Source organism: Fundidesulfovibrio sp. YSD1 (genome assembly GCF_055397115.1).
Map to the genome: position 1 here is coordinate 2,077,684 of NZ_AP043666.1, position 23,843 is coordinate 2,101,526.

Annotated in this window: 27 protein-coding genes; 13 read left to right on the forward strand and 14 right to left on the reverse strand. The window is 67.0% G+C overall.

The genetic code is table 11. From position 1 onward, the window contains the following. Positions 1–41: 41 nt before the first annotated feature. Together ACZ5V4_RS09680 and ACZ5V4_RS09685 are read left to right on the forward strand one after the other, a co-directional pair. Positions 42–332: a GAK system XXXCH domain-containing protein gene (locus tag ACZ5V4_RS09680; protein ID WP_464314646.1), complete on the forward strand. Its 291-nt coding sequence runs from the start codon at positions 42–44 to the stop codon at positions 330–332. A gap of 46 nt (positions 333–378) precedes the next feature. Next, the gene (locus ACZ5V4_RS09685; protein WP_464314647.1) at positions 379–1,146 is read left to right on the forward strand and encodes a ParA family protein; all 768 of its coding nucleotides are present in this window, start codon (positions 379–381) and stop codon (positions 1,144–1,146) included. Positions 1,147–1,262: 116 nt separating this feature from the next. Here ACZ5V4_RS09685 and ACZ5V4_RS09690 read toward each other — a convergent pair whose 3' ends face one another. Continuing rightward, positions 1,263–1,682: a hypothetical protein gene (locus ACZ5V4_RS09690; RefSeq protein ID WP_464314648.1), complete on the reverse strand. Its 420-nt coding sequence runs from the start codon at positions 1,680–1,682 to the stop codon at positions 1,263–1,265. 128 nt (positions 1,683–1,810) lie between these two features. Here ACZ5V4_RS09690 and ACZ5V4_RS09695 point away from each other — a divergent pair, with 128 nt between their 5' ends. From ACZ5V4_RS09695 to ACZ5V4_RS09740, 10 genes are read left to right on the forward strand one after another with little or no spacing between them, the layout of a single operon-like run. Further along, positions 1,811–2,719 (forward strand): ParB/RepB/Spo0J family partition protein, encoded by a 909-nt coding sequence (locus ACZ5V4_RS09695; protein WP_464314649.1) that lies wholly within the window; start codon positions 1,811–1,813, stop codon positions 2,717–2,719. After that, positions 2,712–3,734: a bifunctional heptose 7-phosphate kinase/heptose 1-phosphate adenyltransferase gene (locus tag ACZ5V4_RS09700; RefSeq protein ID WP_464314650.1), complete on the forward strand. Its 1,023-nt coding sequence runs from the start codon at positions 2,712–2,714 to the stop codon at positions 3,732–3,734. Before ACZ5V4_RS09695 ends, ACZ5V4_RS09700 begins: the two co-directional genes overlap by 8 nt. A 12-nt stretch (positions 3,735–3,746) precedes the next feature. Next, on the forward strand, positions 3,747–4,064 hold the full coding sequence (locus ACZ5V4_RS09705) for an STAS domain-containing protein (protein ID WP_464314651.1): 318 nt from the start codon (positions 3,747–3,749) through the stop codon (positions 4,062–4,064). Between the two features lie 8 nt (positions 4,065–4,072). Next, positions 4,073–4,825: an MlaE family ABC transporter permease gene (locus tag ACZ5V4_RS09710; protein ID WP_464314652.1), complete on the forward strand. Its 753-nt coding sequence runs from the start codon at positions 4,073–4,075 to the stop codon at positions 4,823–4,825. A gap of 2 nt (positions 4,826–4,827) precedes the next feature. Continuing rightward, complete coding sequence (locus tag ACZ5V4_RS09715; protein ID WP_464314653.1) at positions 4,828–5,622, forward strand: ABC transporter ATP-binding protein; 795 nt, start codon at positions 4,828–4,830, stop codon at positions 5,620–5,622. Between the two features lie 48 nt (positions 5,623–5,670). Next, the gene (locus tag ACZ5V4_RS09720; RefSeq protein ID WP_464314654.1) at positions 5,671–6,561 is read left to right on the forward strand and encodes an MlaD family protein; all 891 of its coding nucleotides are present in this window, start codon (positions 5,671–5,673) and stop codon (positions 6,559–6,561) included. Further along, entirely contained in the window at positions 6,558–7,160 is a 603-nt protein-coding gene (locus ACZ5V4_RS09725) for an ABC-type transport auxiliary lipoprotein family protein (protein WP_464314655.1), read from the forward strand. The genes ACZ5V4_RS09720 and ACZ5V4_RS09725 overlap by 4 nt, the downstream gene beginning before the upstream one ends. Then, positions 7,157–7,543 carry a DnaJ family domain-containing protein gene (locus ACZ5V4_RS09730; RefSeq protein ID WP_464314656.1) on the forward strand — a complete coding sequence of 129 codons (387 nt, stop codon included), beginning with the start codon at positions 7,157–7,159 and terminating at the stop codon, positions 7,541–7,543. The genes ACZ5V4_RS09725 and ACZ5V4_RS09730 overlap by 4 nt, the downstream gene beginning before the upstream one ends. Continuing rightward, complete coding sequence (locus tag ACZ5V4_RS09735; RefSeq protein ID WP_464314657.1) at positions 7,540–7,773, forward strand: hypothetical protein; 234 nt, start codon at positions 7,540–7,542, stop codon at positions 7,771–7,773. Before ACZ5V4_RS09730 ends, ACZ5V4_RS09735 begins: the two co-directional genes overlap by 4 nt. A 46-nt stretch (positions 7,774–7,819) precedes the next feature. Beyond that, positions 7,820–8,209, forward strand: a complete 390-nt coding sequence (locus ACZ5V4_RS09740; RefSeq protein WP_464314658.1) for a lysozyme inhibitor LprI family protein — start codon at positions 7,820–7,822, stop codon at positions 8,207–8,209. Positions 8,210–8,237: 28 nt separating this feature from the next. Here ACZ5V4_RS09740 and ACZ5V4_RS09745 read toward each other — a convergent pair whose 3' ends face one another. From ACZ5V4_RS09745 to ACZ5V4_RS09785, 9 genes are all read right to left on the reverse strand, one after another. Further along, positions 8,238–9,554, reverse strand: a complete 1,317-nt coding sequence (locus ACZ5V4_RS09745) for a transcription antitermination factor NusB (protein WP_464314659.1) — start codon at positions 9,552–9,554, stop codon at positions 8,238–8,240. Further along, positions 9,551–10,369, reverse strand: coding sequence for a DUF116 domain-containing protein (locus ACZ5V4_RS09750; protein ID WP_464314660.1), 819 nt, complete (start codon positions 10,367–10,369; stop codon positions 9,551–9,553). The genes ACZ5V4_RS09745 and ACZ5V4_RS09750 overlap by 4 nt, the downstream gene beginning before the upstream one ends. Positions 10,370–10,430: 61 nt before the next feature. Continuing rightward, the gene (fmt, locus tag ACZ5V4_RS09755; RefSeq protein WP_464314661.1) at positions 10,431–11,465 is read right to left on the reverse strand and encodes a methionyl-tRNA formyltransferase; all 1,035 of its coding nucleotides are present in this window, start codon (positions 11,463–11,465) and stop codon (positions 10,431–10,433) included. After that, complete coding sequence (gene def, locus ACZ5V4_RS09760) at positions 11,435–11,950, reverse strand: peptide deformylase (RefSeq protein WP_464314662.1); 516 nt, start codon at positions 11,948–11,950, stop codon at positions 11,435–11,437. Before def ends, fmt begins: the two co-directional genes overlap by 31 nt. Before the next feature lie 3 nt (positions 11,951–11,953). Beyond that, entirely contained in the window at positions 11,954–13,777 is a 1,824-nt protein-coding gene (gene aspS, locus ACZ5V4_RS09765) for an aspartate--tRNA ligase (RefSeq protein WP_464314663.1), read from the reverse strand. 19 nt (positions 13,778–13,796) lie between these two features. Continuing rightward, positions 13,797–15,041 carry a histidine--tRNA ligase gene (gene hisS, locus ACZ5V4_RS09770; RefSeq protein ID WP_464314664.1) on the reverse strand — a complete coding sequence of 415 codons (1,245 nt, stop codon included), beginning with the start codon at positions 15,039–15,041 and terminating at the stop codon, positions 13,797–13,799. Between the two features lie 63 nt (positions 15,042–15,104). Next, on the reverse strand, positions 15,105–15,830 hold the full coding sequence (locus tag ACZ5V4_RS09775; RefSeq protein WP_464314665.1) for a class I SAM-dependent methyltransferase: 726 nt from the start codon (positions 15,828–15,830) through the stop codon (positions 15,105–15,107). A gap of 237 nt (positions 15,831–16,067) precedes the next feature. Further along, positions 16,068–17,759 carry a glutamine--tRNA ligase/YqeY domain fusion protein gene (locus ACZ5V4_RS09780; protein ID WP_464314666.1) on the reverse strand — a complete coding sequence of 564 codons (1,692 nt, stop codon included), beginning with the start codon at positions 17,757–17,759 and terminating at the stop codon, positions 16,068–16,070. Positions 17,760–17,845: 86 nt separating this feature from the next. Next, positions 17,846–18,052, reverse strand: coding sequence for a Nif11-like leader peptide family natural product precursor (locus tag ACZ5V4_RS09785; protein ID WP_464314667.1), 207 nt, complete (start codon positions 18,050–18,052; stop codon positions 17,846–17,848). A 145-nt stretch (positions 18,053–18,197) separates the two neighbouring features. On the opposite strand from ACZ5V4_RS09785, the gene ACZ5V4_RS09790 reads away from it, so the two are divergent. Next, the gene (locus ACZ5V4_RS09790; protein ID WP_464314668.1) at positions 18,198–18,941 is read left to right on the forward strand and encodes a methyltransferase domain-containing protein; all 744 of its coding nucleotides are present in this window, start codon (positions 18,198–18,200) and stop codon (positions 18,939–18,941) included. Positions 18,942–19,215: 274 nt separating this feature from the next. Here the strand turns inward: ACZ5V4_RS09790 and rlmN are convergent, their stop codons facing one another. Genes rlmN through ACZ5V4_RS09810 form a run of 4 tightly spaced genes read right to left on the reverse strand, consistent with a single transcriptional unit; the run spans position 19,216 to position 23,824 of the window. Next, the gene (gene rlmN / locus ACZ5V4_RS09795) at positions 19,216–20,262 is read right to left on the reverse strand and encodes a dual-specificity RNA methyltransferase RlmN (RefSeq protein ID WP_464314669.1); all 1,047 of its coding nucleotides are present in this window, start codon (positions 20,260–20,262) and stop codon (positions 19,216–19,218) included. Positions 20,263–20,273: 11 nt separating this feature from the next. Then, positions 20,274–21,599 carry an HD domain-containing protein gene (locus tag ACZ5V4_RS09800; protein WP_464314670.1) on the reverse strand — a complete coding sequence of 442 codons (1,326 nt, stop codon included), beginning with the start codon at positions 21,597–21,599 and terminating at the stop codon, positions 20,274–20,276. 12 nt (positions 21,600–21,611) lie between these two features. Then, positions 21,612–22,892: a dihydroorotase gene (locus tag ACZ5V4_RS09805; protein ID WP_464314671.1), complete on the reverse strand. Its 1,281-nt coding sequence runs from the start codon at positions 22,890–22,892 to the stop codon at positions 21,612–21,614. Between the two features lie 11 nt (positions 22,893–22,903). After that, a complete protein-coding gene (locus ACZ5V4_RS09810) occupies positions 22,904–23,824 on the reverse strand; it encodes an aspartate carbamoyltransferase catalytic subunit (RefSeq protein WP_464314672.1) in 921 nt (306 codons plus the stop codon). Positions 23,825–23,843: the final 19 nt, after the last annotated feature.

The window sequence follows — 23,843 nt, forward strand, 5'->3', positions numbered from 1 at the left end:
GAGGCAATCGAACATGTAACAGACCTTGAAGGTAAACGGAGATGGATTTCCGCGTTTTAAAAGCTTCTCTGGAGGATACGTTCCAGAAAATCCTCGATCTTGTCCAGGATGGCCAGCTTCCCGACGAAAAGCTCGTGAACCAGTTCGTTCGCTTGAGCACACAGCTTCATGTGCAGGCGGATGAGGACTGGGTAGGGGAAGCCGAAGATTTTGCCCATCTTGCCAATCAACTTCTCCAGACCGTCAAGAAAGGGAAACGCGAGGACGCTATCCGTCTGGTCGATTCCCTGCAGGACGCTCAGGATTACTGCCATCGGACATACAAAGCCTAGGTTGTTTCACGTGAAACATCCGGGATAAACCGGAGGATCGGAGCGAATGGCCCGATGCATTGTTGTCGCCAACCAGAAGGGTGGGGTGGGCAAGACCACCACGGCCGTGAACTTGGCCGCCGCCCTGGCGGTGATGGAGAAGAAAACCCTCCTCATCGATTGCGATCCGCAGGCGAACGCATCGAGCGGCCTGGGAATCTATCCAGAGAAGGTCGCGGAAAACCTCTACTCCGTACTCTACGAGCCCCAGAAGGCCTGGGATGCTGTCTACGAGACCAGCATGCCCTACCTGCACGTCCTCCCCTCGACTTCTGACCTTGTGGCCGCAGACATCGAGCTGGTGGACAAGCAGGGCCGCGAGAACTTCCTCAAGGAAGTGGTGCGCGTGCTCGACGAGAAGTACGATTTCATCCTCCTGGACTGTCCGCCCTCGCTGGGCCTCGTCACCCTGAACGCCCTGTGCGCGGCCACCGAACTGCTCGTGCCGCTGCAATGCGAATACTACGCCCTGGAGGGAGTGGCCCAGCTGCTCAAGACCTTCGAATTGGTGCGCAGGCGGTTCAATCCGCGCCTGCAGCTGCTGGGCGTGGTCATGACCATGTACGACGGCCGCAACAAGCTGAACCGCCATGTGAAGCGCGAAATCAGGAAGTGCTTCCCCAGGCATCACTTCGAGACGCTCATCCCCAGGAACGTGCGCGTGTCCGAGGCGCCCAGCCACGGAATGAGCGTGATCGGGTACGATGTCCGGTCCAAGGGGGCGGAGGCGTACCTGGGGCTGGCCCGGGAGATCGTTTGCCGGATGCCGGTCTAGGCCGGACATCTTCGAAAACATTTCAGCCCGGTGGACTTTCGTCCGCCGGGCTGTTTGTTTTTTGCGCGTGTAAGGCCGGGAAAGCCCGGGCCGAGATGCAGGATGGATGCGCAGGGTTATTTCTGGACGAAGGGACGGCACTCCACGTCCACGTGCTTCTTGAAGTGCTTCTTGAGAATCCTGGCGCGGCAGCCCATGCATTCGAAGTTGACCAAGCCGCCCATGCTCGCTGCGCGCAGGCGGAACTTGCGGGGCTCGTCGGCCTGCCAGTCCTCGGTTTTGGCTCCGCAAGCCTCGCAGGCGACGTCCGTGGGCAGGGGGTACTGGAAATCCCAGTACTGGGCCAGAAGTTCCCAGTCCTTGATGGGTTCGGGAGGTTCGGGCTTGGCGGTGGGGGAGAGTTCATCCAGGGCCTTGTCGATAACCGGCGAAAGGGCCTTTTCAGCCTTGGCCCAGAGCTCGGGGCTCAGCCAGACGCCCAGAAGATTGCGGTCCTGGTCGTAAAGGGGTTGGAAGTGTTCGGTGAATCCGGGCACGCTGGACCTCCATGAAGGTGATAAAGCCGTGAAAGCCCGTGCTTGCGGTTGCTTTCAGAGCAGGCTTGAGGGTAAGAGGTTCACACGCGATGTCAAGCGTCGCGGATGTCTCGGAGGAGGTCGCCGCAATGGCTGGAGCGAAAGGTTTGGGCAGGGGATTGGACGTGCTGCTCGGCGGAATGGCCGTGGGCAGGGACAACCCCGAGGTCGTGATGCTCAAGTTGGAGGACGTCCGGCCCAACCCGCGGCAGCCGCGCCTGGAATTCGATCCCGCCGCCCTGGAGGACCTGACCAACTCCATCCGGGAGCAGGGGGTCCTGCAGCCGGTGATGGTGCGCCCCTCCAACGCCCCGGGCATCCCCTACGAACTCGTGGCGGGAGAGCGCAGGCTGCGCGCCAGCAGGCTCGCGGGCCTTGCGGAGATTCCAGCCATCGTGCGCGACGTCACGGACGAGCAGAGCCTGGCCATCGCCCTGATCGAGAACCTTCAGCGCGAGAACCTGAACTCGCTGGAAGAGGCCAAGGGTCTGGACCAGCTCCAGAAGACCTTCGGCCTGAGCCAGGAAGCCCTGGCCCAGAAGGTGGGCAAGAGCAGGCCCGCAGTGGCCAACAGCCTGCGCCTGCTGCAACTGCCCGAAGTCATCCAGGAGAGCCTGTTCAAGGACGCCATCACCGCCGGGCACGCGCGAGCGCTTCTTTCCGTGGGGGACGTGGACGCCCAGATCGAACTGTGGCGGCGCGCGAGCACGCAGGGAATGTCCGTGCGCGAAACCGAGGACCTGGCCGCGCATTGGAAGCAGACCGGAGCCCTGCCCGAGGAGGGAGGCAAACCCCGGCCGGAGCGGGAACCGGCCCAGAAGCGGCGCAGGCAGCCGCTTTCGCAGGAGTTGAACGGGTTGGCCGTGCGCTTGCGCGACAAATTCAAGTCCAACGTGAAGATCGGCGGGGACGAGGCCAAGGGCAAGATCACCTTCGCCTATTCCTCCCAGGCCGAGCTTCAGGCGTTGCTTGAAGCCTGGGGATTGCCTGATGACTGAGTTTTCCGCCAAGGGGGACGAACTGGCGCGCGCCCTGCGCAGGCTCGACGGGGTGCGCGTGCTCGTGGTCGGGGACGTGATGCTCGACCACTACCTCTCCGGCGACGCCGAGCGCATCTCGCCCGAGGCGCCGGTGCCCGTGGTGCACGTGCGCGAGGAGCGCCACCTGCTGGGCGGTGCGGGCAACGTGGCCCGCAACATCGCGGCACTTGGCGGCAAGCCGGTCCTTTTGAGCGTCGTCGGTGACGACGACCCGGGCCGCGCCGTGGGGACGCTCCTGGAGCGCGAGGGCATTTCCGGCCAACTGGTGGTGGACAAGAAGCGCAAGACCACCATCAAGACGCGCATCATCGCCCGCAACCAGCAGATGCTGCGCGTGGACCGCGAGGAGAGCGGACAGCTCGCGGGCGGTGGCCTGGCAGCGCTTGTGGAGCTGGTGCGCAAGGAAGCCGAGGGCTGTTCGGCGGTGGTGGTCTCGGACTACGGCAAGGGCGTTGTCAGCAAGGCCGTGATGGAGGCCGTGCTCGGCCTGCCGGGCAAGCCCGCCGTGCTGGTGGACCCCAAGGTGGTCAACGCGCAGCTCTACGCCGGGGCGGACCTGCTCACGCCCAACGCCAAGGAAGCGGGCGAGATGGCCGGGGTCGCGGCCAAGGGCCGTGACGGCGTGCTCAAGGCCGGGCTGGCCTTGTTCAAGAAACTTCGCTGCAATGGCCTGTGCGTCACCCTGGGGGCCGAGGGCATGGCCGTGTTCGAGCGCCCCGGCAGGGTGTTCCACGTGCCCACCGTGGCCAGGAGCGTGTTCGACGTCACGGGCGCGGGGGACACGGTCATCTCCGTGCTGGCCCTGGCCTACGGCGCGGGCATCGGGCTTCTCACCGCGACCGTTCTCGCCAATTACGCCGCGGGCATCGTGGTGGGGCTGGTCGGCACCGCCGCTGCCACGCGGCAGGACGTACTTTCGGCCATGTCCCGGCTTTCTCCGCCGGAAGTCGAAAAATGGCTGGCCATAGAATGAGGTGGTGCAACCATGGCTGAGGACCAGAAGACTCCCTGGACCGTGCAGGTCGATGATTCCTCAGGCGTCGTGAAGATCGGCGGCGAGGTGGATTTCACCAACTCGCTCGACGTGAGGGACTGGCTCAAGGAGCACGTCGCGGACAAGGACGGCGACTTGCTCGTGGATCTGGCGGACCTGTCCTACATCGACAGCTCCGGCTTGGCCGTGCTCATCGAGGTGCGCAAGCTCGTCAGGGCAAAGCAGCGCTCCATCCGGGTGGTCGCGGTTTCCAACCAGGTTCAGAAACTCTTCACGCTCACGCAGATCGGCGAGCTCTTCGGCATTTAGGAGAAGTTGTGGCGGCCAGCGAGTTCGATCAATTCATCTGGCTGGTCAACAGGCTCCTGGGCTGCCTGCGCCGCCCCTTCACGGGCAAGCCCTACATGAGCTGGCAGTGCTGGCGGCACTTCGCCTGGGTGGGCTCGGATTCCCTGCCCATCGTCAGCGTCATCTCCTCCTGCACGGGCATCATCCTAGCGCTCCAGGCCGCTGCGCAGCTGGAAAAGGTCGGCGCGCTCTCCTACGTGGCCAACCTCGTGGGCATAAGCATCGTGGCTGAGCTCGGACCGCTGCTCACCGCGCTAATCCTCTCGGGGCGGGCCGGGGCCGCGTTCACGGCCGAGATCGCCACCATGAAGATCTCCGAGGAGATCGACGCCTTGGAGGTCATGGGCCTCGATTCCGTGCGCTACCTGGTCTGGCCCAAGTGCGTGGCCATGGTGCTCATGACGCCCCTGCTCACGCTCTGGGCGGACTTCACGGGCGTGCTGGCGGGCGGCATCTTCTCGGTGATGGTCCTGGACCTCTCGGCCTCGGGCTACTACGAGCAGACCGCCAGCTTCATCTCGCTTCGCATCCTTGCCTCGGGCCTGGTCAAGAGCCTGGCCTTCGGGCTGGCCATCACGCTCATCGGTTGCTGGCAGGGATACCTGGCAAAGGAAGGCGCGCTGGACGTGGGCCACCGCACAACGCGGTCCGTGGTGCAGTCCATCTTCTTCATCGTGCTCCTGGACCTCTTCTTCACCGCCCTCACCTACGTCTCCCGCTGACCATGAGCCTGACCTGGACCACCAACCACGAGCCGCCGGACATCAGGCTGGACCACGTAACGGTGGGGTACAACTCGCGCACGGTGCTGAGCGACGTTGACGCGGTGCTGCCCAAGGGACGTATCAGCGTGATCCTGGGCGGGTCGGGCGGGGGAAAGTCCACGCTGCTCAAGGCGATCCTGGGGCTTCTGCAGCCCACGAGCGGGCGCGTGCTGCTGGGCGACTCGGACCTCTACGCGCTGGTACCCGAGGAACTCCGCGAGATCAGGCGCAAGATGGGCGTGCTCTTCCAGGACGGCGCGCTCCTGGGGTCGCTGCCGCTGTGCGAGAACATCGCGTTGCCTCTGCGCGAACACACGGCCCTGGACGAGGACATCATCGAGACAGTGGTCCGGCTCAAGCTCTCGCTGGTTGGCTTGGAGCCCTTCATGGACTACTTTCCGAACCAGCTCTCGGGAGGAATGCGCAAGCGTGCCGGGCTCGCCCGGGCCCTGGCCCTGGACCCGCGCGTGCTGCTCTGCGACGAGCCCACCTCCGGGCTGGACCCCATCACGGCGGCTGACCTGGACAGGCTGATAATGGACCTCAAGGAAGCCTTCGGCATGACCATCGTGGTGGTCTCGCACGACTTGCAGAGCGTGTTCACCATCGCGGACCACGTGGTGGTGCTGAACAAGGGGGTCGCGGTGTTCCAGGGCGAGCCGGGCAAGCTCAAGGAAAGCCAGGACCCGTTCCTGCGGCAGTTCCTGAACCGCGAGCCCAACAGGGGCCGCAACGGCAACAACTCGGATACGTAATACGGTTCGTAATCAAAGGGGCGGGCTGTGTTCTCCAAGAAAGCTCACGTGAAGGATACCGTCAAGGCCAGCGCGGCCATCGCCTTGTGCCTGGCCATCCTGGGCGCGTTCGTGGTTGTGCTCGGGGGCTACCGGTTCTGGGAGGAACTCTCCTACTACAACATCCGCTTCAAGAGCGTGAAGGACCTCTCCACGGGCAGGCCCGTGAAGTACGGCGGCCTGGACGTGGGCCGCATCGTGCACATCGGCGTGGACGAGGAGGACCCCACCAAGATCCGCGTGGTGGTGGGGCTCACCGAGGCCGTGGAGTTGCGCGAGGGCGTGGTGGCGCGCATCGCCCAGAAGGGGCTGGTGGGCGACTACTACGTGTTCCTGGATCCGCAGGGCACGCTCGGTGAGCGGATTCTGCCCGGGGCGTTCATCCCTTCGGTGGAAACGGTGGACATCTCGCAGCTGGCGGGCATGGCGGGCGAGATACTCGCGGACTTGAAGCCCAGGCTCGAGCGCATCGCCATGAGCCTGGAGACGGTGCTCACCAGCGAGAACTCGGCGCGCATCGCCGAGGTGCTGGCATCCGCGCCCAAGCTGGTGACCGAGCTTCGCGAGGCGGCCATGAGCGTGAGCAAGGATTTCGGCAAGCTCGCGGCCAGCGGCGGCAAGGCCGCGGACGAGGCCGCCAAGACCATCAAGGGCCTGGACAAGGCCGTGGACGCCATCCGGGCCGAGCTCTCGGCCACGCTCACGGACATCCGCAAGGAAGTGAAGCAGGTGGGTGCCTTGTCCGATTCGGTGCGCAAGGCCGTGCTGCACGACCAGGAGCGCATCGAGGACATCCTGGACAACGTGGACCGGCTGAGTTCCGACCTCAAGCAGCTTTCGGCCAGGCTCAGGGAGCGGCCCTGGGAAGTGATCCAGAAACCACGGGAGCGCGCGAAATGATCAAGCGTATGGCGGCCGTCCTGGCCGTGGTCGTGCTGGGCGGGTGCCTGGGCAAGCCCGGGCCGGTGGAGGAATACCTGCGCGTCTCGCCCCAGGCCCAGCGCTGCGAGCGCATGGAAGGCGCTGCCGGGGCGGTGGGCGTCGGCATCAAGCGTTTCGACACGGCCGAGGCCCTGGACAGGCAGGCCGTCATGCTGGCCAAGGGCCGCGTGATGAGCCCCAGCCTACGCTGGTACTGGGAGGCCGCGCCCGGCAGGATGCTCGAGCAGGGCCTGGCCGGGGCGCTCAACTGCACGGAGGGGCTTGCGGCCGTTACCCCGGTGCGCTCGGGGAGTGACGTGCGCTACTCGGTAACGGGCTTAGTCACGGGGTTCACCGTGCAGGAAGAGTCCATGGCCGTGGAAGTCTCGGCGCAGTACCAGCTCTGGGAAGGCAGCGGCGGCAAGCCGGTGGGCGCGGCACAGTTCACTTCCTCGCAGGCGCTCGCGCGCCTGGACGCCCCATCCATCGCGGACGCCGGTGCCAGGGCGGTCTCGGAGGTGTCCGGCGCGGCGGCTGCCTGGGTGCGCGCGCAGGCGGCCGGGAGGGGCGCGAAATGATCGCGGCCATCGCAATCGTGGCAGAACAGCGCATCAGGGAGGCCATGGAGCGCGGCGAGTTCGAGGACCTGCCGGGGAAGGGCCGCCCGCTCGACCTGGAAGAGGATGCCAACGTGCCCGAGGAACTGCGCATGGCCTGGAAGCTCCTCAAGAACGGGGGCTACCTGGACGAGGTCAAGGCCGGGGCAATGCCCGCCACGCTGGAAGGGATGCTCGGCGCCAATCCCGACGAGCGGCTCAAGCTCAGGCAGATGCAGAAGCTCCAGGTGATCGAGGCGCGCTTCGCCCGCCACGGGGGCAGGGCGGCCCGGATCGGGGAAGGCGAGGGCTACTACGCGGCCGTGGTGGACAGGCTCACCGTGGCGAAAGGAGAGGCAGAATGAAGAAGGGCTGCGAACCCATGGCCGGTTACCTGTGCAAGGACGGCGTGCTGGAAGAGCACTTCCCCTACGTCACCAGGGGAAGCGGGGGGGAGTTCGTCATCCCGGCGGAGCACGTGGAGGAATTCGTGGCCAAGTTCCTGGAGCTCAGGGACAAGATGGATCACCTGGAGCGCCTCAAGCTCTACAGGGCCGAAGGCACGCGGCCCGGGCCGGACGAACTCGGTGACTGAGCGGCCCCCCCTTCGTGAACGAGCGTTCGCGCGGGAGGCGAAGCGCGTGATCGCCTTGCGTCGCGGCCCTGCTGCGATGGCGCTCGCCTCCGGGCTCTTGGCCTGGGCCGTGCTCTGGTCGGGCCCTGCGGCGGCCCAGAACTGCGATTCCCCGGCCACGCCGTCCGACGTGGCCGAGTGCGCCAACCTTCGCCTGCGCGCGGCGCAGCGCGAGCTCAACGACGTCTACGGGGCGCTCCTCGAGTCGGAAGACAAGGATTTCGCGGCCGCCGTGCGCAAGGCCCAGGAGGCCTGGGTGCTCTGGCGCGACGCGGAGTCGGCCCTGGCTGGAAGGGCCGCTGGCAGCCCGGCCGAGGCGGTGGTGGTCCGCAGGAAGCTGGAAGCCCAGATGACCGAGGACCGCGTGAAGGACCTGCGAAGCTATTCCGGCTACTGATTTCGATTCGTAATACGATCGTCTTACGTCAGCGTTTCCGCCAGACCCCGCCCCAGAAGAACTCCCTCAGCCCGCTGGCCACGGAAGGCTCGGTCAGGGCCACGCGCGAGAACCCCAGGGATTCGATGTGCGCGGCCTGCTGGTCGTTTTCGGCACGGGTCAGGGTGCAGGTCATGTAGACGAGCGTCCCGCCGGACGTGAGCGCCTGGGCGCAGCCGTCGATGATCCGGCGTTGCAGGGCGGCCAGGGTGTCCACGTCGGCAAGGGTGCGCTTCCACTTGGCGTCGGGTCTGCGCGAAAGAACGCCCAGGCCGGAGCAGGGCGCGTCCAGAAGGATGGTCCCCGAGGTGGGGCGAAGCGGCGGATGGGCCGCGTCGGCCCTGAAGACCAGCGGAGCCCGCAGCCCAAGGCGCGAGGCCTCGCCGGACACGGCGCGCAGCCGCTTGAGGCTCGGGTCGCTGGCCAGGACGCGTTCGTGGCCCATCTCAAGAAGCGCCAGGGTCTTGCCGCCACGGCCCGAGCAGGCGTCCCAGACCGGACCAGGCCAATCTCCCGCCCCGAGGCGCGAAAGCGCGTCGCCCACTGCCGCGGACTGGCGCGAGGCCAGACCGCTCGATTCGAGGTCGCCAAGGCCCTCCAGGCCCTCCTGGCGGCCGGGGGCGAAGCCGAGCCAGGGCTTGAGGCTTGCAAGCCTCCCGGGGGCGGCTTCCAGCCGGGCGAACAGGTCGTGGGCCCCGGGCCTGGCCATGTTCACGCGCACGCCCGTCAGCGGGGGCAGGGTCTGGGCGTGCAGGAGCTCCAGGGTGCGGTCCTGGCCGTAATCGCCCTCCCAGAGCTTCACGAGCCAGGCGGGGCAGGAGTGCCAGACGCACAAAAACTCGAGCTCCCTGCCTGTGGTGCGCCGGTAGAACCCGGGCTCGCGCGCCTCGGCCCCGAGGGCCTGGACCTTGCGCAGCACGGCGTTGGTAACGTTTGCCTGAGCCTGGCCCAGCCTGGCCTTCACGGCCTCCACAGCCCAGGAGAGCGTGGCGTGGGCGGGTACGGAATCGAGAAAGCAGAGCTCGTAGGCGGCCAGGGCGCACACGCGCAGAACAAAGGCGTGGGTGTGTTCGGGCTTTGCCAGGTGCACGCGCGCCAGATGCTCCAGGCGCAGCTTGTGGCGCATGAACCCGTAGGCCAGCTCCGTGGCCAGGCCCCTGTCGCGCGGGTCCTGAAGGGAGCGCAGCACGTTGTCCAGGGCGGCCTGGAGGTCCTGCCCGGGCTTACCGGAGAGGGGCAGGGTCTGTTCGATGGCCGTGAGCGCGGCGGACCGGGACGGCGGCAGGGGGGAATTTGTTTGCTTCACTTGAGAGAGGGGAGGGTCGGACGGATCAGGGGGCTGGCGCAGACCAGCGGGGCTTCGGAGCGCAGGAAGTGGCGCATGGCGTGCTCGAGCTGGTCCAGCGGCACCAGCGTGTCCAGGCAGGGTCCCTTGGGCCGCTCGTTCAGGATGCCGAACACGGGCAGGGGGTAGGTGTCCTGGATGCCGCTGGCCAGGTCGCGCTCGCAGGCCACGGCCAAGATGAGCCTCGGGCGCTTCTGGACCACGATGCGCCGGGCGATGGTGCCGCCCGTGGCGATGGCCATGTGCACGCCGTAGGCCTCGGAAAGGGCCAGGAGCCCGGCCACGGGGCACAGCCCGCAGCGCTTGCAGTTGTTGATATCGTAGGTCAGGCGCATGGCGCAGGTGCTCGATTGCAGGCAGTGCGGCAAAAGAAGCAGGATCTCGCCGGGCTTGTAGCTCTTGCCCTCGCCAAGCACCAACTCGTTGTTGACCTTGATGAAGGAGTTGCGCACGCGCTCCTTCGAGATGCCGATGAGCCTGGCCAGGATGATCATCAGGGGCAAAAAGAGCTTGATGGTCACGCCGCGCAGGCGTTTGGTCATGGGCAGGGTGCGCCCGGCGGCTATGGAGAGCACGAGCCCGAGGCCAGCCCAGAGCACCACGGCGATGACCAGGGCCATCACCGCGCCCCAGACGGCCGGGGCCGCCGGGTGAATGTTCTCGAGCCCGATGGTGGGCACGATCCAGAGCGCGGCCAGGATGGCGCAGACCACCAGGGAAGTGGCCCCGATCAGGCCGATGAAGAGCCGCTTGCGCGAGGACTCGGTCTTTTCCATGCGTGCTTGAAATAAACCCTTTGGACGCGTTTGCATAGGGAGGCGAAAAGCCCCGTGGCGATCAGGTGCCGGGCAGCCGCACCTGCTGGAGAAGATGGGCGGGCGGCGGGCAGACCAGTGGAAGGTTGCAGTCGATCTTGTTCAGGTAGCCGCAGGCGAAGGCCTGGGCGTCCATGAATTTCTTGCCCTCGGGCTTCACCGATGGAATCTGATAGATGCCATCGGCGCAGGCGATTTGAAGCAGGCCTCCAGAAAGCCCCAGGATGCGTCCTGGGGGCGTGTCCGGGGGCAACCCCGGCAAGAAGCTGCCAGGACTCGCCTGAAGGCGAATCTGGCGGTTTTCGCCCGGGAACTCCACCGAGAAGAAGGCGCCCGGCCTTGGGTGCATGGCCCGGATGTGGTCGTGCACCTGGGAGGCGGGCCTGGCCCAGTCGATCTGGGTGTCCTCCTTGGTGAGCTTGGCCGCGTAGGTGGCCTGGGAGCCGTCCTGGGGCTCGGGGTGCACGGGGCCCCCGGAGAGAAGCTTCAGCGTCTCCACGGCCATGTCTCCGCCGAGCGACGCCAGGCGGTCGTGCAGGGTACCGGCGGTCTCGTCGGCTCCGATGAGGATGGCGTGCTTCAAGAGCATGGGGCCGGTGTCCAGGCCCGCCTCCATGCGCATGATGGTCACGCCGGTCTGCCTCTCCCCGTCCATGATGGCGCGCTGGATGGGCGCGGCCCCCCGGTACCGGGGCAGAAGCGATGCGTGAACGTTCCAGGGCCCGAGCCTCGGGACGTCCAGCACGGACTGCGGCAGGATGAGCCCGTAGGCCGCCACCAGCAGCACGTCGGGCCTGAGCGCCGCCAGTTCGGCCACGGCGGCGGGGTCCTTGAAGTTCAGGGGCTGGTAGTAGGGCAGGTCCTCTTCCAGGGCCAGGAGCTTCACCGGGGAGGGCTGGCACTTGTGGCCCCGGCCGCAGGGCCGGTCGGGCTGGGTGTAGACGCCCACGACCCGGGCCGCGCCCGCGTCGAGCACCTTGGCGAGCACGGCGGCGGCGAAGTCCGGCGTGCCCATGAAGACGAGCCTCAGGCGTCCGGCTTCTTCGATTTCATCCATTTCTTCACCTTGCCCTCGTAGAGCGCGCGCTTGAGGCGGCTGATGCGGTCGATGAAGAGGACTCCGTCGAGGTGGTCGATCTCGTGCTGGAGGCAGACGGCGAGAAGCCCCTCGGCGGGGACCTCCACCTCGTTGCCGTCCAGGTCGCGGGCCTTGACCACGACCTTCTCGGAGCGCTTCACCTTGGCCCGGAACTGGACCACGGAGAGGCAGCCTTCCTCGTCCTCCATCTCGCCCTCGCGGGAGACGATGACGGGGTTGACCAGGAACATCAGCTCGTTGCGCTCCTCGGGGCCGGACACGTCCACGGCGATCAGGCGGCAGCACTGGCCCACCTGGGGGGCGGCCAGGCCGATGCCGCGGTTCTCGTACATGGTTTCGGCCATCTCATGGGCCAGCTTGCGGATCTCGGGGGTGACCTTCTCGATCTCCGCCGCCTTCTGGGCCAGGATGGGGTTGGGGTACTTGAGGATGGGGAGAGCCATTTTCTATGCGCCGTCCTTGGCCACGTTCTCCCTGAGCTTGATGCCAAGCTCGCGGAGCTGCTTGGTGGATACTTCGCCCGGGGCCTCGGTCATGAGGCAGGTGGCCTTCTGTGTTTTGGGGAACGCGATCACGTCGCGGATGGATTTGGCGCGGCACATGAGCATCACCAGCCTGTCCAGGCCGAAGGCGATGCCGCCGTGCGGGGGCGCGCCGTACTGCAAGGCGTTCAAGAGAAAGCTGAACTTGTCTTCGGCCTCGGCCGCGTCGATGCCCAGGGCCTCGAACATGGCCGACTGCTTCTCCAGGGTGTGGTTGCGGATGGAGCCGCCGCCGATCTCGTAGCCGTTCAGCACCATGTCGTAGGCCCGGGCCAGGGCCCCGGCCGGGTCGGACTTGAGCGCCTCGAGGTGCCCGTCCTTGGGGGAGGTGAAGGGATGGTGCTTGGCCACCCAGCGCTTCTCGTCGGCGTCGTACTCGAGCAGCGGGAAATCGGTGACCCACAGGGGGCTGAAGGCCTCCTCGTCGATCAACCCCAGGCGCTCGCCCAGCTGGTTGCGCAGCTGGCCCAGGGCGGTGTTGACCATGTCCGCAGGCCCGGCCTGGAAGAACACGATGTCTCCCACCTTCAGGCCCAGGCGCTCGGCCAGGGCCGCGCGCTCGGCGTCGGAAAAGAACTTGGCGATGGGCGACTGCCACTCGTTCTCGCGGATCTTGATCCAGGCCAGTCCCTGGGCGCCGTAGATCTTCACGAACTCGGTGAGCTCGTCGATCTCCTTGCGGGTCATGGTCTCGCCGCCCTCGACCTTGAGGCCCTTGACCAGCTCGGCCTTGGCGAACACGCGCAGCTCGCAGCCGCGCACGATGTCCGTGACGTCGGTGAGCTTCAGGGCGAAGCGGATGTCGGGCTTGTCCAGGCCGTAGTCGCGGATGGCCTCGGCGTAGGTCATGCGCGGAAAGGGGTCGGGCAGGGCGATGTCCAGGCACTCCTTGAACACGGTGCGGACCATGTCCTCGGCCATGTCCATGACCTGGGCCTCGTCCACGAAGCTCATCTCAATGTCGATCTGGGTGAACTCGGGCTGGCGGTCGGCGCGCAGGTCCTCGTCGCGGAAGCACTTGACGATCTGGTAGTAGCGCTCCATGCCCGCCACCATGAGGAGCTGCTTGAAGAGTTGCGGCGACTGGGGCAGGGCGAAGAACTGGCCCTGGTTCACGCGGCTGGGCACCAAAAAGTCGCGCGCGCCCTCGGGCGTGGACTTGGTGAGCATGGGCGTCTCGACGTCGAGGAAGCCGAGGCCGTCCAGGTAGCGGCGCACGCTCTGGGCCGCCTTGGAGCGCAGGATGAAGTTCTGGGCCAGCTTGGGGCGCCTGAGGTCCAGGTAGCGGTACTTGAGCCGCAGGGCCTCGCCCGCGTCCACGCGGTCCTCGATGGTGAAGGGAGGGGTCTTGGCGGTGTTCAAGAGCTTCCAGTCGTTGACCACCACCTCGACCTCGCCCGTGACCATGCCAGGGTTGGCCATGCCCTCGGGGCGCGGGCGCACCAGGCCCTTGACGGCCAGCACGTACTCCGAGCGCACCACGTGGGCCCGGGAGTGGGCCTCGGGGGCGTGGTCCGGGCTGAAGACCACCTGGGTCAGGCCCGCGCGGTCGCGCAGGTCCACGAAGATGAGCCCGCCGTGGTCGCGGCGGAATTGGACCCAGCCCATGAGGCAGACTTCCGCTCCGACGTCGCTGGCGGTGAGCTGGCAGCAGGAATGGGTGCGCTTCCAGTCCCCGAGGGGATCGGTGGCGCGGGGGGCATCGTCGGCGGAAAGAGTCTGGTCCATGAGGCGTAAGCTCCAGTGATTACTTGCAAATATGTTCGACGATCTTGTCGCGGGAGACCACTTCCTGGGTCCCCGCCGTCATGTCCTTGACCACGATGGTTCCGGCCTCGAGCTCGGCGTCGCCGAGAATCAGGCAGAACCGCGCGCCGGACTTGCCTGCCTGGCGCATCTGGCTCTTGGCGGACCTGGCGGCCAGGGCGCACTCTCCGGCGATTCCCGCCGCGCGAAGCTTCTGGGCGAGAAGGAGCCCCTCGTTCAGGGCATTTTCGCCGAGCACCGCGAGGTGGAAGTCCGGCGCGGGCGGGGCCATGTCGCCAAGGAGCAGGGCCAGGCGCTCCATGCCGCAGGCAAAACCCATGCCGGGCAGGTCCGGCCCGCCGAGCGTCCTGACCAGCCCGTCGTAGCGCCCGCCGCCAGCCACGGCCGACTGCGAGCCGATCTTGCCCGAGGTGACCTCGAAGGTGGTGCGCACGTAGTAGTCAAGCCCGCGCACGAGCCTCGGGTTCAGGGTGTAGGCCAGCTCTCCCTTGTCCAGAAGCCCGGTCACGGTGTCGAAGTGCTCGCGGCACTCGGGGCACTGGTAGTCGGAGATGAGCGGGGCCGAGCGGGTGAGCTCCCTGCACCCGGGCACCTTGCAGTCCAGCACGCGCAGCGGGTTGGTCAGCTTGCGGCGCATGCAGTCCTCGCAGAGCTGCCCCGCGTCGAAGCCCCGGAAGAACTCGTTCAGCGCGTTCTGGTAGGCCGGGCGGCACTGCGGGCACCCAAGTGAATTAAGCTCGAACGAGATGTCGGCAATCCCCGCCTCGTCGAGGAAGTGATGCAGCATGAAGAGCATCTCGGCGTCGAGGAGCGGGGACGGGGAGCCGAAGGCCTCCACGTTGATCTGGTGGAACTGCCGCATGCGGCCCTTCTGCGGGCGCTCGTAGCGGAACATGGGCCCGGCGCAGTAGAGCTTGGTCAGCTCCTCCTTCACGTTCAGGGCGTTCTCCACGTAGGCGCGCACCACCCCGGCCGTGGCCTCGGGGCGCATGGTCAGGGAGCGGCCCTTGCGGTCCGGGAAGGTGTACATCTCCTTCTGGACCACGTCGGTCTCCTCGCCGATGGAGCGGCAGAAGAGCTCGGTGCGCTCGAGCACGGGCAGGCGCACTTCCTTGTAGCCGTAGCGGGCGAAGACCTGCTTGGCGGTCTGCTCCAGGTGGTGGAACACCTGGGCCTGCTCGGGGAGCAAGTCCGCGAAACCTTTGATTTTCTGGATTTTTTCCATAGATGTCCCTCAGGCGGCGAGCGCCCGGCAAAAGAGGGCTGTTAGCCCCAAGCCCTCATGTTGTCAAAAACTCTTTGTCGGCTGGGCCCCGGCGAAGGAGGCGATGGGGGTCAGGGGCGCCTCGCAGGTCAGGTCGGCCGAGAGGGCGCAGTACGCGCCCACGGGCACGGGCAGGACGGCCCCGCCCAGGCCGTAGAGGGGGAACCCGTGCCGCCACGTGCATTCCGGCCCGGGCAGCACGCTGCCCTCGTTGACCGGGGCCGGGCCCGCCACGGAGCGCACCAGGGAACGCATCCCCCAGGGCGTGTACCAGCGCGCCTGGCTGAGCACGCCGTGGCTCCTGGCCGAGAGCCGGTAAAAGGAGAAGCGGTTCACGTAGCCCACGATCACCGCGCGCCTAGCCACGCGCGCGGCCTCGGCCAGGGCCTTGCGCGGGTCCTCGACGAACTCCAGCACGGTGAGCAGGGCCACGTAGTCGAAGGAGTCGGAGTCGTAGGGCAGGGCGTGGGCGTCGCCCAGGTTCAGGTCCGCCGAGTCGCCCAGGCGCTGGCGCGCGGCCTCGAGCATCACCGGGGACTTGTCGAACCCGGTGACGTCGAAACCCGCCCTGTGGAAGAACTCCAGGAAGTACCCCGGCCCGCAGCCGACCTCAAGAAGCGTGCGCCCGCGCCGCGGCCACGCCCTGGCCAGCCATTCCAGCAGGCGGCACTCGCACGACAGGGCGAAGGCCCCCCTGGGCGAGGCCAGCCAGCGCTCGAAGCGCTCCAGGTCGTGGCGGTCCCACAACATGCGTCACCTCTCATCGGAGAGGGCGCCGCCCTCTCCGAACCTCTCCCGGCAGGGGGATGATCCCCCTGCGCCCCCGGTAGCTTCGCGCCGTTCACCGGTGTCCATGAACGCGGCACGTCACGGCAAGGGTGAAGCCCGCGAAGCCCATTTGCGGGTCCAGGGGGGCCATGCCCCCTGGCGGGGCGTGGGGCAGAGCCCCACTTCAAATACTGAATTCTCTCATCACACCGAGGGAGCTCAGCCCCCCTTCTTCTCCTGCTTGGCCCAGGAATCCTTGAGCCCCACGCTGCGGTTGAACACCAGCCTGTCCGGCCCGTGCTCGCGGCGGTCGGCCACGAAGTAGCCGGTGCGCTCGAACTGCACGAACTGCTCGGGCGCCATCTGGGCCAGGCTCGGCTCCACCGGGCAGGAGGCGATGGTCTCCAGCGAGTTGAGGTTCACGTAGTCCTTGAAGTCCTTGCCCTCCTCCACGTCCATGGGGTCGGGCTTGGTGAAGAGGCGGTCGTAGAGCCTGACCTCGGCCCAGGCCGCGTGCCTGGCGCTGACCCAGTGGATGGTGCCCTTGACCTTGCGCCCGTCGTCGGACCAGCCGCCGCGCGTGGCCGGGTCGTAGGTGCAGCGCACCTGGGTGACCTCGCCGGTTTCGGGGTCCTTTTCCACGCCGGTGCAGGTGACGTAGTAGGCGTGGCGCAGGCGCACCTCCTTGCCCGGGGAGAGGCGGTGGTAGCCCTTGGGGGCCACCTCGCGGAAGTCGTCGCGGTCGATGTAGATCTCGCGGGAGAACGGTACCTGGCGCGCGCCCATCTCGGGCTTTTCCGGGTGGTTGGGGCACTCGAAGACTTCCTCCTGGCCTTCGGGGTAGTTCTCGATCACGAGCTTCACGGGCCTGAGCACGGCCATGGCGCGCGGGGCGCGGTCGTTCAGGTCCTCGCGCAGGCAAGCCTCGAGCATCTCGATCTCAACGGTGTTCTCGGCCCGGGCCACGCCGATGCGCTTGGCGAAGAGCCTGAGCGATTCCGGCGTGTAGCCCCTGCGGCGAAGCCCCTGGATGGTGGGCATGCGCGGGTCGTCCCAGCCCGTGACGTAGCCTTCCGTGACCAGCTGGATCAGGCGGCGCTTGCTGACCACCACGTAGGTCAGGTTCAGGCGCGCGAACTCGTACTGCCTGGGGCGGCTCGGCACGGGCAGGTTGTCCAGGACCCAGTCGTAGAGCTCGCGGTTGTTCTCGAATTCGAGGGTGCAGATGGAGTGCGTGATGCCCTCCAGGGCGTCGGAGATGCAGTGGGTGAAGTCGTACATCGGGTAGATGCACCACGCGTCGCCGGTGCGGTGGTGGTGCGCGTGGCGGATGCGGTAGAGCGTGGGGTCGCGCATGACCACGTTGGGCGAGCCCATGTCGATCTTGGCCCGGAGCACGCGCGCGCCGTCCGGGAAGTCGCCCGCGCGCATGCGCCTGAAGAGCTGGAGGTTCTCCTCCACGGTGCGTGTGCGGTAGGGGCTGTCGATGCCGGGCTCGGTCAGGGTGCCGCGCGTCTCGCGGATCTGCTCTGCGGTCTGGTCGTCCACGTAGGCCAGGCCCTTCTGGACGAGTATCTCGGCGTATTCGTAGAGCTTCTCGAAGTAGTCGGAAGCGAAGTAGAGGCGGTCGTCCCAGGTGAAGCCCAGCCACTGCACGTCGGCCTGGATGGAGTCGACGTACTCCTGCTCCTCCTTGGTGGGGTTGGTGTCGTCGAAGCGCAGGTTGCAGGTGCCCCCGAACTCCTTGGCGATGCCGAAGTTGAGGCAGATGGACTTGGCGTGCCCCACGTGCAGGTAGCCGTTGGGCTCCGGAGGAAAGCGCGTGGCCACGCTGGCGTGGCGGCCTGCCTCCAGGTCCCCGGCGACGATGGTGCGGATGAAGTCCAGGTGCTCTTTGACGTTCTGGCTCATTGGGTGCTTCCTTTCTCCCTTGGTGATCAACCAGCCAGAAATAGGGAAAAAGGCGCGACGGGTCAAACGCGGCGGGTTCGCGGGCTTCAGCCGGCCTTGGGGAGCTGGTCCGTGCCGTGGGCCTCGAAGACCTCCTTCTGGGCCAGCTTGAACTCGTCCACGGTGAAGTCGTAGCCGTTGGCGCGCAGGAAGGCCCAGTTGGCCGAGGGGTCCTCGTTCTCGTTCACGGCCCTGCGGAAGGCGGCGTCGCTGCGCATGCGCTGCATGTAGGCCTTGGCTGATTCGATGCTCATGGCGGTGCTCCTTGTGGCGCGGCGCTGCGGGGCCGCGCGCCTCATCCGGAAGAAGTAGCCGCTTTTGCATAAATGGCAAGAGGGGGCGGAGTGGGCTGTTATCGGGATAGTTGATTGGTTAATCACCTCGTGATAGATTTGGTATATGCAGATCACCAACGAACAGCGCGAGCACATCCGAACGTCGATCCTGGACAAGTACCGCAAGGTGGCCGCCGGGGAGCCCGGGCAGTTCCGCTATCCTACGGGGGAGGAGGGGCTTGCGGGCCTGGGCTACGAGCCCGGGTGGATATCGCACCTGCCGCAGCGGGTGCGGGAGTGCTTCTGCGGGGTGGGCAATCCCTTCGCCATGGGTCTGCCCGAGCCGGGGATGAAGGTCCTGGACGTGGGCAGCGGCTGCGGCGTGGACACGCTGGTCAGCGCCGGTTTCGCCGGGCCGGGAGGGATGGCCGTCGGCGTGGAGATGTCGCCGGAGATGCTCGGCAAGGCCCGGGGCAACGCCCACGAGTCCGAGGCGGGAAACGCCTATTTCGTGCAGGCCACGGCCGACGTGCTTCCGTTCGCGGACGGGACTTTCGACATGGTCACGTCCAGCGGCGTGTACAACCTCGTGGTGGACAAGCGCGCGGCCCTGGCCGAGGCGTTCCGGGTGCTCAAGCCTGGCGGGCGGGTCCAGGTTGCGGACCAGATACTGACCGGGCCGCCGCCCATGTCCGCATCGGACATGGTTGCCTCGTGGTTCACCTGACGTGGCGGGGCCATACCGGGGACGGTGTTCCTGGAGATGCTGAAGGAGGCGGGGTTTGCCGATGTCAGGGAGTACGGGGAGTCGGGCTACAGGAGCTCGCCCGTGACCATGGGGATGCTGTTCGGCGCGGTGAAGCCCTAGGAATTGCTAAGTCGGCGCGGCCGGTAGGGGCGTGTTCGCGAAACCGTCCGCCGGAAGGCCGAAACATTACTCGTCGCAAAGCCTCCTGCGGGTTTCGACCTTCGTGCGAGCGGCCCCGCGACCACGCCCACACCAGCCGCGCCCGGCGATTCGCGGCTTTGCGCGGATCACCGGGCCTTGAAACCACCCCGTCCCACGACGTAAACAACGAAGCCTTGCGCGAAGCTGGAGGGGATTCCAAAGGGACGAAGTCCCTTTGGCCGCCGGAGGCCTCCTAGTCCTTCATCTCGTGCGCGGCCAGGAGCTGCCCGCAGGCCGCGAAGATGTCCCTGCCTTTGCTTTTTCTCAGCGTGACCGTCACCCCCTTGTCCCAGAGCACCTTCTGGAAGGCCTCCACGCTGGCCGGGTCCGGCGTCTTGTAGGGCAGGCCAGGCGATTCGTTGTAGGAGATCAGGTTCACCTTGCCCTTCACGTGGGAGATGAGCCGGACCAGGTCGCGGGCCTGGGCGGTCGAGTCGTTCACGCCGCCGAGCAGCACGTACTCGAAGGTGATGTTCTCGCGCGGCTTGAGCGGGTACTGCTTGAGGGTCTCCATGAGTTCCGGCAGGGGCAGGGCCTTGGCGGCCTTGGGCATGAGGGCCTCGCGCAGCTGCTGGTCCGGGGCGTGCAGCGACACGGCCAGGGAACCGAAGCCCGTGCGGCCAAACTCCAGTATTCCCGGCACGATGCCCACGGTTGAGACCGTGACCCGCCTGCTCGAGAAGTCGAGCCCCTGGGGGTGCTGCAACGACTCGAGCGCTCGCAGGAGATTGTTGTAGTTCATCAGGGGCTCGCCCATGCCCATGAACACGAGGTTGCGCAGGTTCAAGGGGCTCCGGATGGAGGCGAGGTAGTCCCTGGCCACGAGTATCTGGCCCAGTATCTCGGCGTGGCCCAGGTTGCGCGTGAGGCCCATCTGCCCGGTGCGGCAGAAGGTGCAGGCCATGGCGCAGCCCGCCTGGGTGGAGAGGCACTGGGTGTAGTGGTCTTTCTCCGGGATGAGCACGGTCTCGACGCCGGCCCCGCCGGCGAGCTCCAGCACGAACTTCACCGTGCCGTCCTTGCTCTCCAGGCGTTGCGCCACCTCTGGCGCGGCGATGACGGCGGCCTCCTCGAGCCGCTGGCGCAGGGCCTTGGAGACGTTGGTCATCTCCTCGGCGCCGCGGGCGCGCTTCTGCCAAAGCCACTGCCACACCTGGCGGGCCCTGTAGGGGGCCTCGCCAAGCGTGGTCAGGAAGGCTTCGAGTTCGTGGAAGCTCAGGTCGAGAAGGTTTGTCTTCACGGGGGAGGGGGTCATCCCGTGAGCTGCTCCCTGGCGGAGTATTTCTTCACGAAATCAACGGCCTGCTCGACGCTCGTCACGTCGCCCGTGACCTGGGCCTTGAGCAGCGCGTCGCGGATCACGCCCACGCCGGGTCCTGGAGAGATGCCCAGGATGGTCATGATCTCCTTGCCGTTGAGCAGCGGCTCGAGCTCTTCCTCGCGGATCTCGGTGCGCTCGAGCATCTTCATGTTGTGGTTGAATTCCTTGTAGTTGCCGCCCCTAGCCTTGATGTCGGCGCGGGCGTGCTCGATGAGCCTGGGGTATTCGTCCAGGCTCTTGAAGCGGCGGATGCCCTTGTCGGTGAGCATGAAGTGGAAGCGCATGTGGTGGCGCACCAGGTGGCAGACCAGGTCGATCTCGTCGTGGTCCATGCGCAGGCCCGTGAGCAGCTTGCGCGTGACCTTGGCGCCCACGCGGTGGTGCTGGTGGAAGTGCCAGCGCCCGTCCACGATCTCGGCGGTGTGCAGCTTGCCCACGTCGTGGAACAGGCAGGAGAGCGTGCCGTACCAGTCGTAGGGCAGCTCCTCTGGGTAGTGGCGCATGACCGCCAGGGTGTGCTCGAAGACCGATTCCTCCTCGGTCTCGTTCTTCTTCTGCTTGATGCGCGCCAGCGCGGCGATCTCGGGCAGCAGGCCGTGCAGGATCATGGCCTCGTAGAGCAGGCGCACGAAGGCGTGCATGTTCTCGGCCTCGACCTTGCGCCATTCGTCCATGATGTCCGACACGGGCACGTAGTCCAGGATGGCGCGCCCGGCGCGCAGGATGGCCATCCAGGAGTTGGGGCCGATGGGCAGGCCGAAGTTGGCGGAGTAGCGCATGGCCCGGATGGCGCGCAGGTAGTCCTGGCGCAGGGTCTGGTCCTGGATGCCCTTGAAGCGGATGATGCCGCCGGAAAAGTCCGCGAAGCCGTCCAGGGGGTCGGCGGTGCGGGGCATGTAGGGGCAGGCCATGTTGGCGGGCATCTCGCCGGAGTCGGTGAGCTTCTTGGCCAGCCGCGAGGTCAGGCGCACGAGGCATTCCTCGGGGTTGGAGCCCTCGGGCACGTCGCCCCGGTAGAAATGCAGGACCGTCTCGCCTTCCCTGAGCGTGGCGAAGGATTCGCCCGATTCGACAGCCACGTTGGGGAAGAGCTTCTGGAGCTCGTCGAAACCGGCGTCGGTGCAGATGTCCAGCTCGGGCTGCGCCGAGGCGGCCAGCAGGGACTTCTGCAGCTTGGCGTTGATGACGTAGGCGTCGTAGCCGTTACGGATGATGGCCTTGCAGATGCCAACGGCATCCTTGAAGGAATCGGTCATGTCTCTCCCCGGTTACAGCACGTTTTTCCCGGCCACGAAGGCGGCCCTGACCACTCCGGTCAGTTCGCGCCCCATGAGCGGGGTGTTCTTGCCCTTGGAGGCCATCGCCTGGGGCGTGAGCGTCCAGCGGGCGGCAGGGTCGAAAAGGATGAAGTCGGCCGTGTCGCCTTCCTGGAAACGGTTCCGGGGCAGGCCGAAGATCTCGGCCGGGCGGGTGCACCAGGCCGAGACGAGGGTCTTTGCGGAAAGCTCTCCCCGGGCCACCAGCTCCCAGGTGACGGAAAGCGCGGTCTCCAGGCCGGAGATGCCGTTGGGGGCCTCGTCGAAGGGGGTTTCCTTCTCGTGGGCCGCGTGGGGGGCGTGGTCCGTGGCCAGGATGTCGATGGTGCCGTCCTCCAGGGCGGCCAGCAGGGCCTGCTGGTCCTCCCGGGTGCGCAGCGGCGGGTTGACCTTGGCGCTGGTGTCGTAGCCCTCGCAGGCCTGGTCCGTGAGCACCAGGTAGTGCGGGCAGGTCTCGGCCGTGACCGGGGCTCCCTGGGCCTTGGCCTGGCGGATGACGTCCACGCACATGGCGCTGGACACGTGGGCCAGGTGGATGGGCACGCCCAGGTACCTGGCCAGCAGGCAGTCGCGCGCCACCTGGATGGCCTCGCCCACGGCAGGGTGGCCGCGCAGGCCCAGGCGCGCGCTGACCTCGCCCTCGTTGATCCCGGCCGCCGGGGCCAGGTAGGGGTCCTCGCAGTGGTCGATCACGGGCACGCCCAAATCCGAGGCGTATTCGAGGGCCCGGCGGAAAAGCTCGGTGTCGGCCACGGGGCGGCCGTCGTTGGAGAAGGCCTTGCAGCCCGCGGCCTTGAGCTCCTCCATGGGGGCCAGGGCCTTGCCCTCCAGGCCCACGGTCAGCGCGCCCACGGGGAAGAGCCGGGGGCCGCGCGGGTGCGAGGCCTGGGCCTTGCCGAGCATGAGTTCCGTGATGCTGGCCTGGTCGTTCACCGGGTCGGTGTTGGCCATGCACATCACGTTCACGAACCCGCCCTTGGCCGCGGCGGAAAGGCCCGTGGCGATGGTCTCCTTCCATTCCTGCCCGGGTTCGCGCAGGTGCACGTGGGCGTCGGTGAGGCCGGGCAGCAAAAGAAGCCCGGCGGCCTCCACCACCTTGGCCCCCTCGGGCGCGGGCAGGGTGCCCGCCGGGGCCAAGGCCAGCACGCGGCCCTTGGCCACGAACAGGTCCACCGGTTCGTCGGGATTTTCGGCCAGGGCGGCGGAGCGCACCACGAGATCGGCTTGGGACATGGTCTGCTCCCTTACTTGCGGGTGAGGTAGAGGTGCAACAGGGCCATGCGCACGGCCACGCCCGAGGCCACCTGGTCGAGGATCAGGCTCTCCTGGGCGTCGGCCAGGTCCGAGGCTATTTCCCAGCCCCGGTTGATGGGCCCGGGGTGAAGCACCACGGCGTTTTTCGCGGCCTTGGAGAGCCTTTGCAGGGTCATGCAGAAGCGGCGGGAGTACTCGCGGACGTCCGGCAGGAGCCCGGCCTGCTGGCGCTCCAGCTGGAGGCGCAGGCACATCACGGCGTCCACGCCGCGCACTGCCTCGTCCAGGTCGTTGTACACGGGCACGCCCCAGGAGTTCACGGCCAGGGGCAGGAGCGTCCTGGGCGCGCACAGGCGCACGTTCGCGCCCAGCAGGCGCAGGAGGTGCACGTTGGAGCGCGCCACGCGCGAGTGCGTGATGTCGCCCAGGATGAGCACGGTCTTGCCCTCGACGCCGCCCCAGCGCTCGGTGAGCGTGAAGGCGTCCAGCAGGGCCTGGGTGGGGTGGGCGTGCCAGCCGTCGCCCGCGTTGATCACGGCGCAGTCCAGGCGCTGGGCGATGAACGCGGCCGCGCCGCTGGAATTGTGGCGCATGACGATGGCGTCCGGGCTCATGGCCTGGAGCGTGAGCACCGTGTCCTTGAGCGATTCGCCCTTCACCAGCGAGCTGCCGCTTTTCTGGAGCGAGAAGGTGTCGGCTGAGAGGCGCTTGCCCGCCACGTCGAAGCTGGTCTTGGTGCGCGTGGAGGGTTCGGCGAAGAAAAGGATGACCGACTTGCCCTTGAGGATGGGCACCTTCTTGACGGGCCTGGAGTTGACCTCCTGGAAGGACTTCGCCGCCCGGAGAATCTCCAGCGCGTCGGCCTTGGAGAGCTGGGTGACGTCCAGAAGATCCTTGTGTGGCCAGGTCATAGGGCTCCTTGGGGTGGGT

Bases quoted from the DNA above. Each gene is read 5' to 3' on its own strand.
- ACZ5V4_RS09680 (WP_464314646.1), top strand. From the start codon at position 42: ATGGATTTCCGCGTTTTAAAAGCTTCTCTGGAGGATACGTTCCAGAAA.
- ACZ5V4_RS09685 (WP_464314647.1), top strand. From the start codon at position 379: ATGGCCCGATGCATTGTTGTCGCCAACCAGAAGGGTGGGGTGGGCAAG.
- ACZ5V4_RS09695 (WP_464314649.1), top strand. From the start codon at position 1,811: ATGGCTGGAGCGAAAGGTTTGGGCAGGGGATTGGACGTGCTGCTCGGC.
- ACZ5V4_RS09700 (WP_464314650.1), top strand. From the start codon at position 2,712: ATGACTGAGTTTTCCGCCAAGGGGGACGAACTGGCGCGCGCCCTGCGC.
- ACZ5V4_RS09705 (WP_464314651.1), top strand. From the start codon at position 3,747: ATGGCTGAGGACCAGAAGACTCCCTGGACCGTGCAGGTCGATGATTCC.
- ACZ5V4_RS09715 (WP_464314653.1), top strand. From the start codon at position 4,828: ATGAGCCTGACCTGGACCACCAACCACGAGCCGCCGGACATCAGGCTG.
- ACZ5V4_RS09725 (WP_464314655.1), top strand. From the start codon at position 6,558: ATGATCAAGCGTATGGCGGCCGTCCTGGCCGTGGTCGTGCTGGGCGGG.
- ACZ5V4_RS09730 (WP_464314656.1), top strand. From the start codon at position 7,157: ATGATCGCGGCCATCGCAATCGTGGCAGAACAGCGCATCAGGGAGGCC.
- ACZ5V4_RS09735 (WP_464314657.1), top strand. From the start codon at position 7,540: ATGAAGAAGGGCTGCGAACCCATGGCCGGTTACCTGTGCAAGGACGGC.
- ACZ5V4_RS09750 (WP_464314660.1), bottom strand. From the start codon at position 10,369: ATGGAAAAGACCGAGTCCTCGCGCAAGCGGCTCTTCATCGGCCTGATC.
- fmt (WP_464314661.1), bottom strand. From the start codon at position 11,465: ATGGATGAAATCGAAGAAGCCGGACGCCTGAGGCTCGTCTTCATGGGC.
- def (WP_464314662.1), bottom strand. From the start codon at position 11,950: ATGGCTCTCCCCATCCTCAAGTACCCCAACCCCATCCTGGCCCAGAAG.
- aspS (WP_464314663.1), bottom strand. From the start codon at position 13,777: ATGGACCAGACTCTTTCCGCCGACGATGCCCCCCGCGCCACCGATCCC.
- hisS (WP_464314664.1), bottom strand. From the start codon at position 15,041: ATGGAAAAAATCCAGAAAATCAAAGGTTTCGCGGACTTGCTCCCCGAG.
- ACZ5V4_RS09775 (WP_464314665.1), bottom strand. From the start codon at position 15,830: ATGTTGTGGGACCGCCACGACCTGGAGCGCTTCGAGCGCTGGCTGGCC.
- ACZ5V4_RS09780 (WP_464314666.1), bottom strand. From the start codon at position 17,759: ATGAGCCAGAACGTCAAAGAGCACCTGGACTTCATCCGCACCATCGTC.
- ACZ5V4_RS09785 (WP_464314667.1), bottom strand. From the start codon at position 18,052: ATGAGCATCGAATCAGCCAAGGCCTACATGCAGCGCATGCGCAGCGAC.
- ACZ5V4_RS09800 (WP_464314670.1), bottom strand. From the start codon at position 21,599: ATGACCGATTCCTTCAAGGATGCCGTTGGCATCTGCAAGGCCATCATC.
- ACZ5V4_RS09805 (WP_464314671.1), bottom strand. From the start codon at position 22,892: ATGTCCCAAGCCGATCTCGTGGTGCGCTCCGCCGCCCTGGCCGAAAAT.
- ACZ5V4_RS09810 (WP_464314672.1), bottom strand. From the start codon at position 23,824: ATGACCTGGCCACACAAGGATCTTCTGGACGTCACCCAGCTCTCCAAG.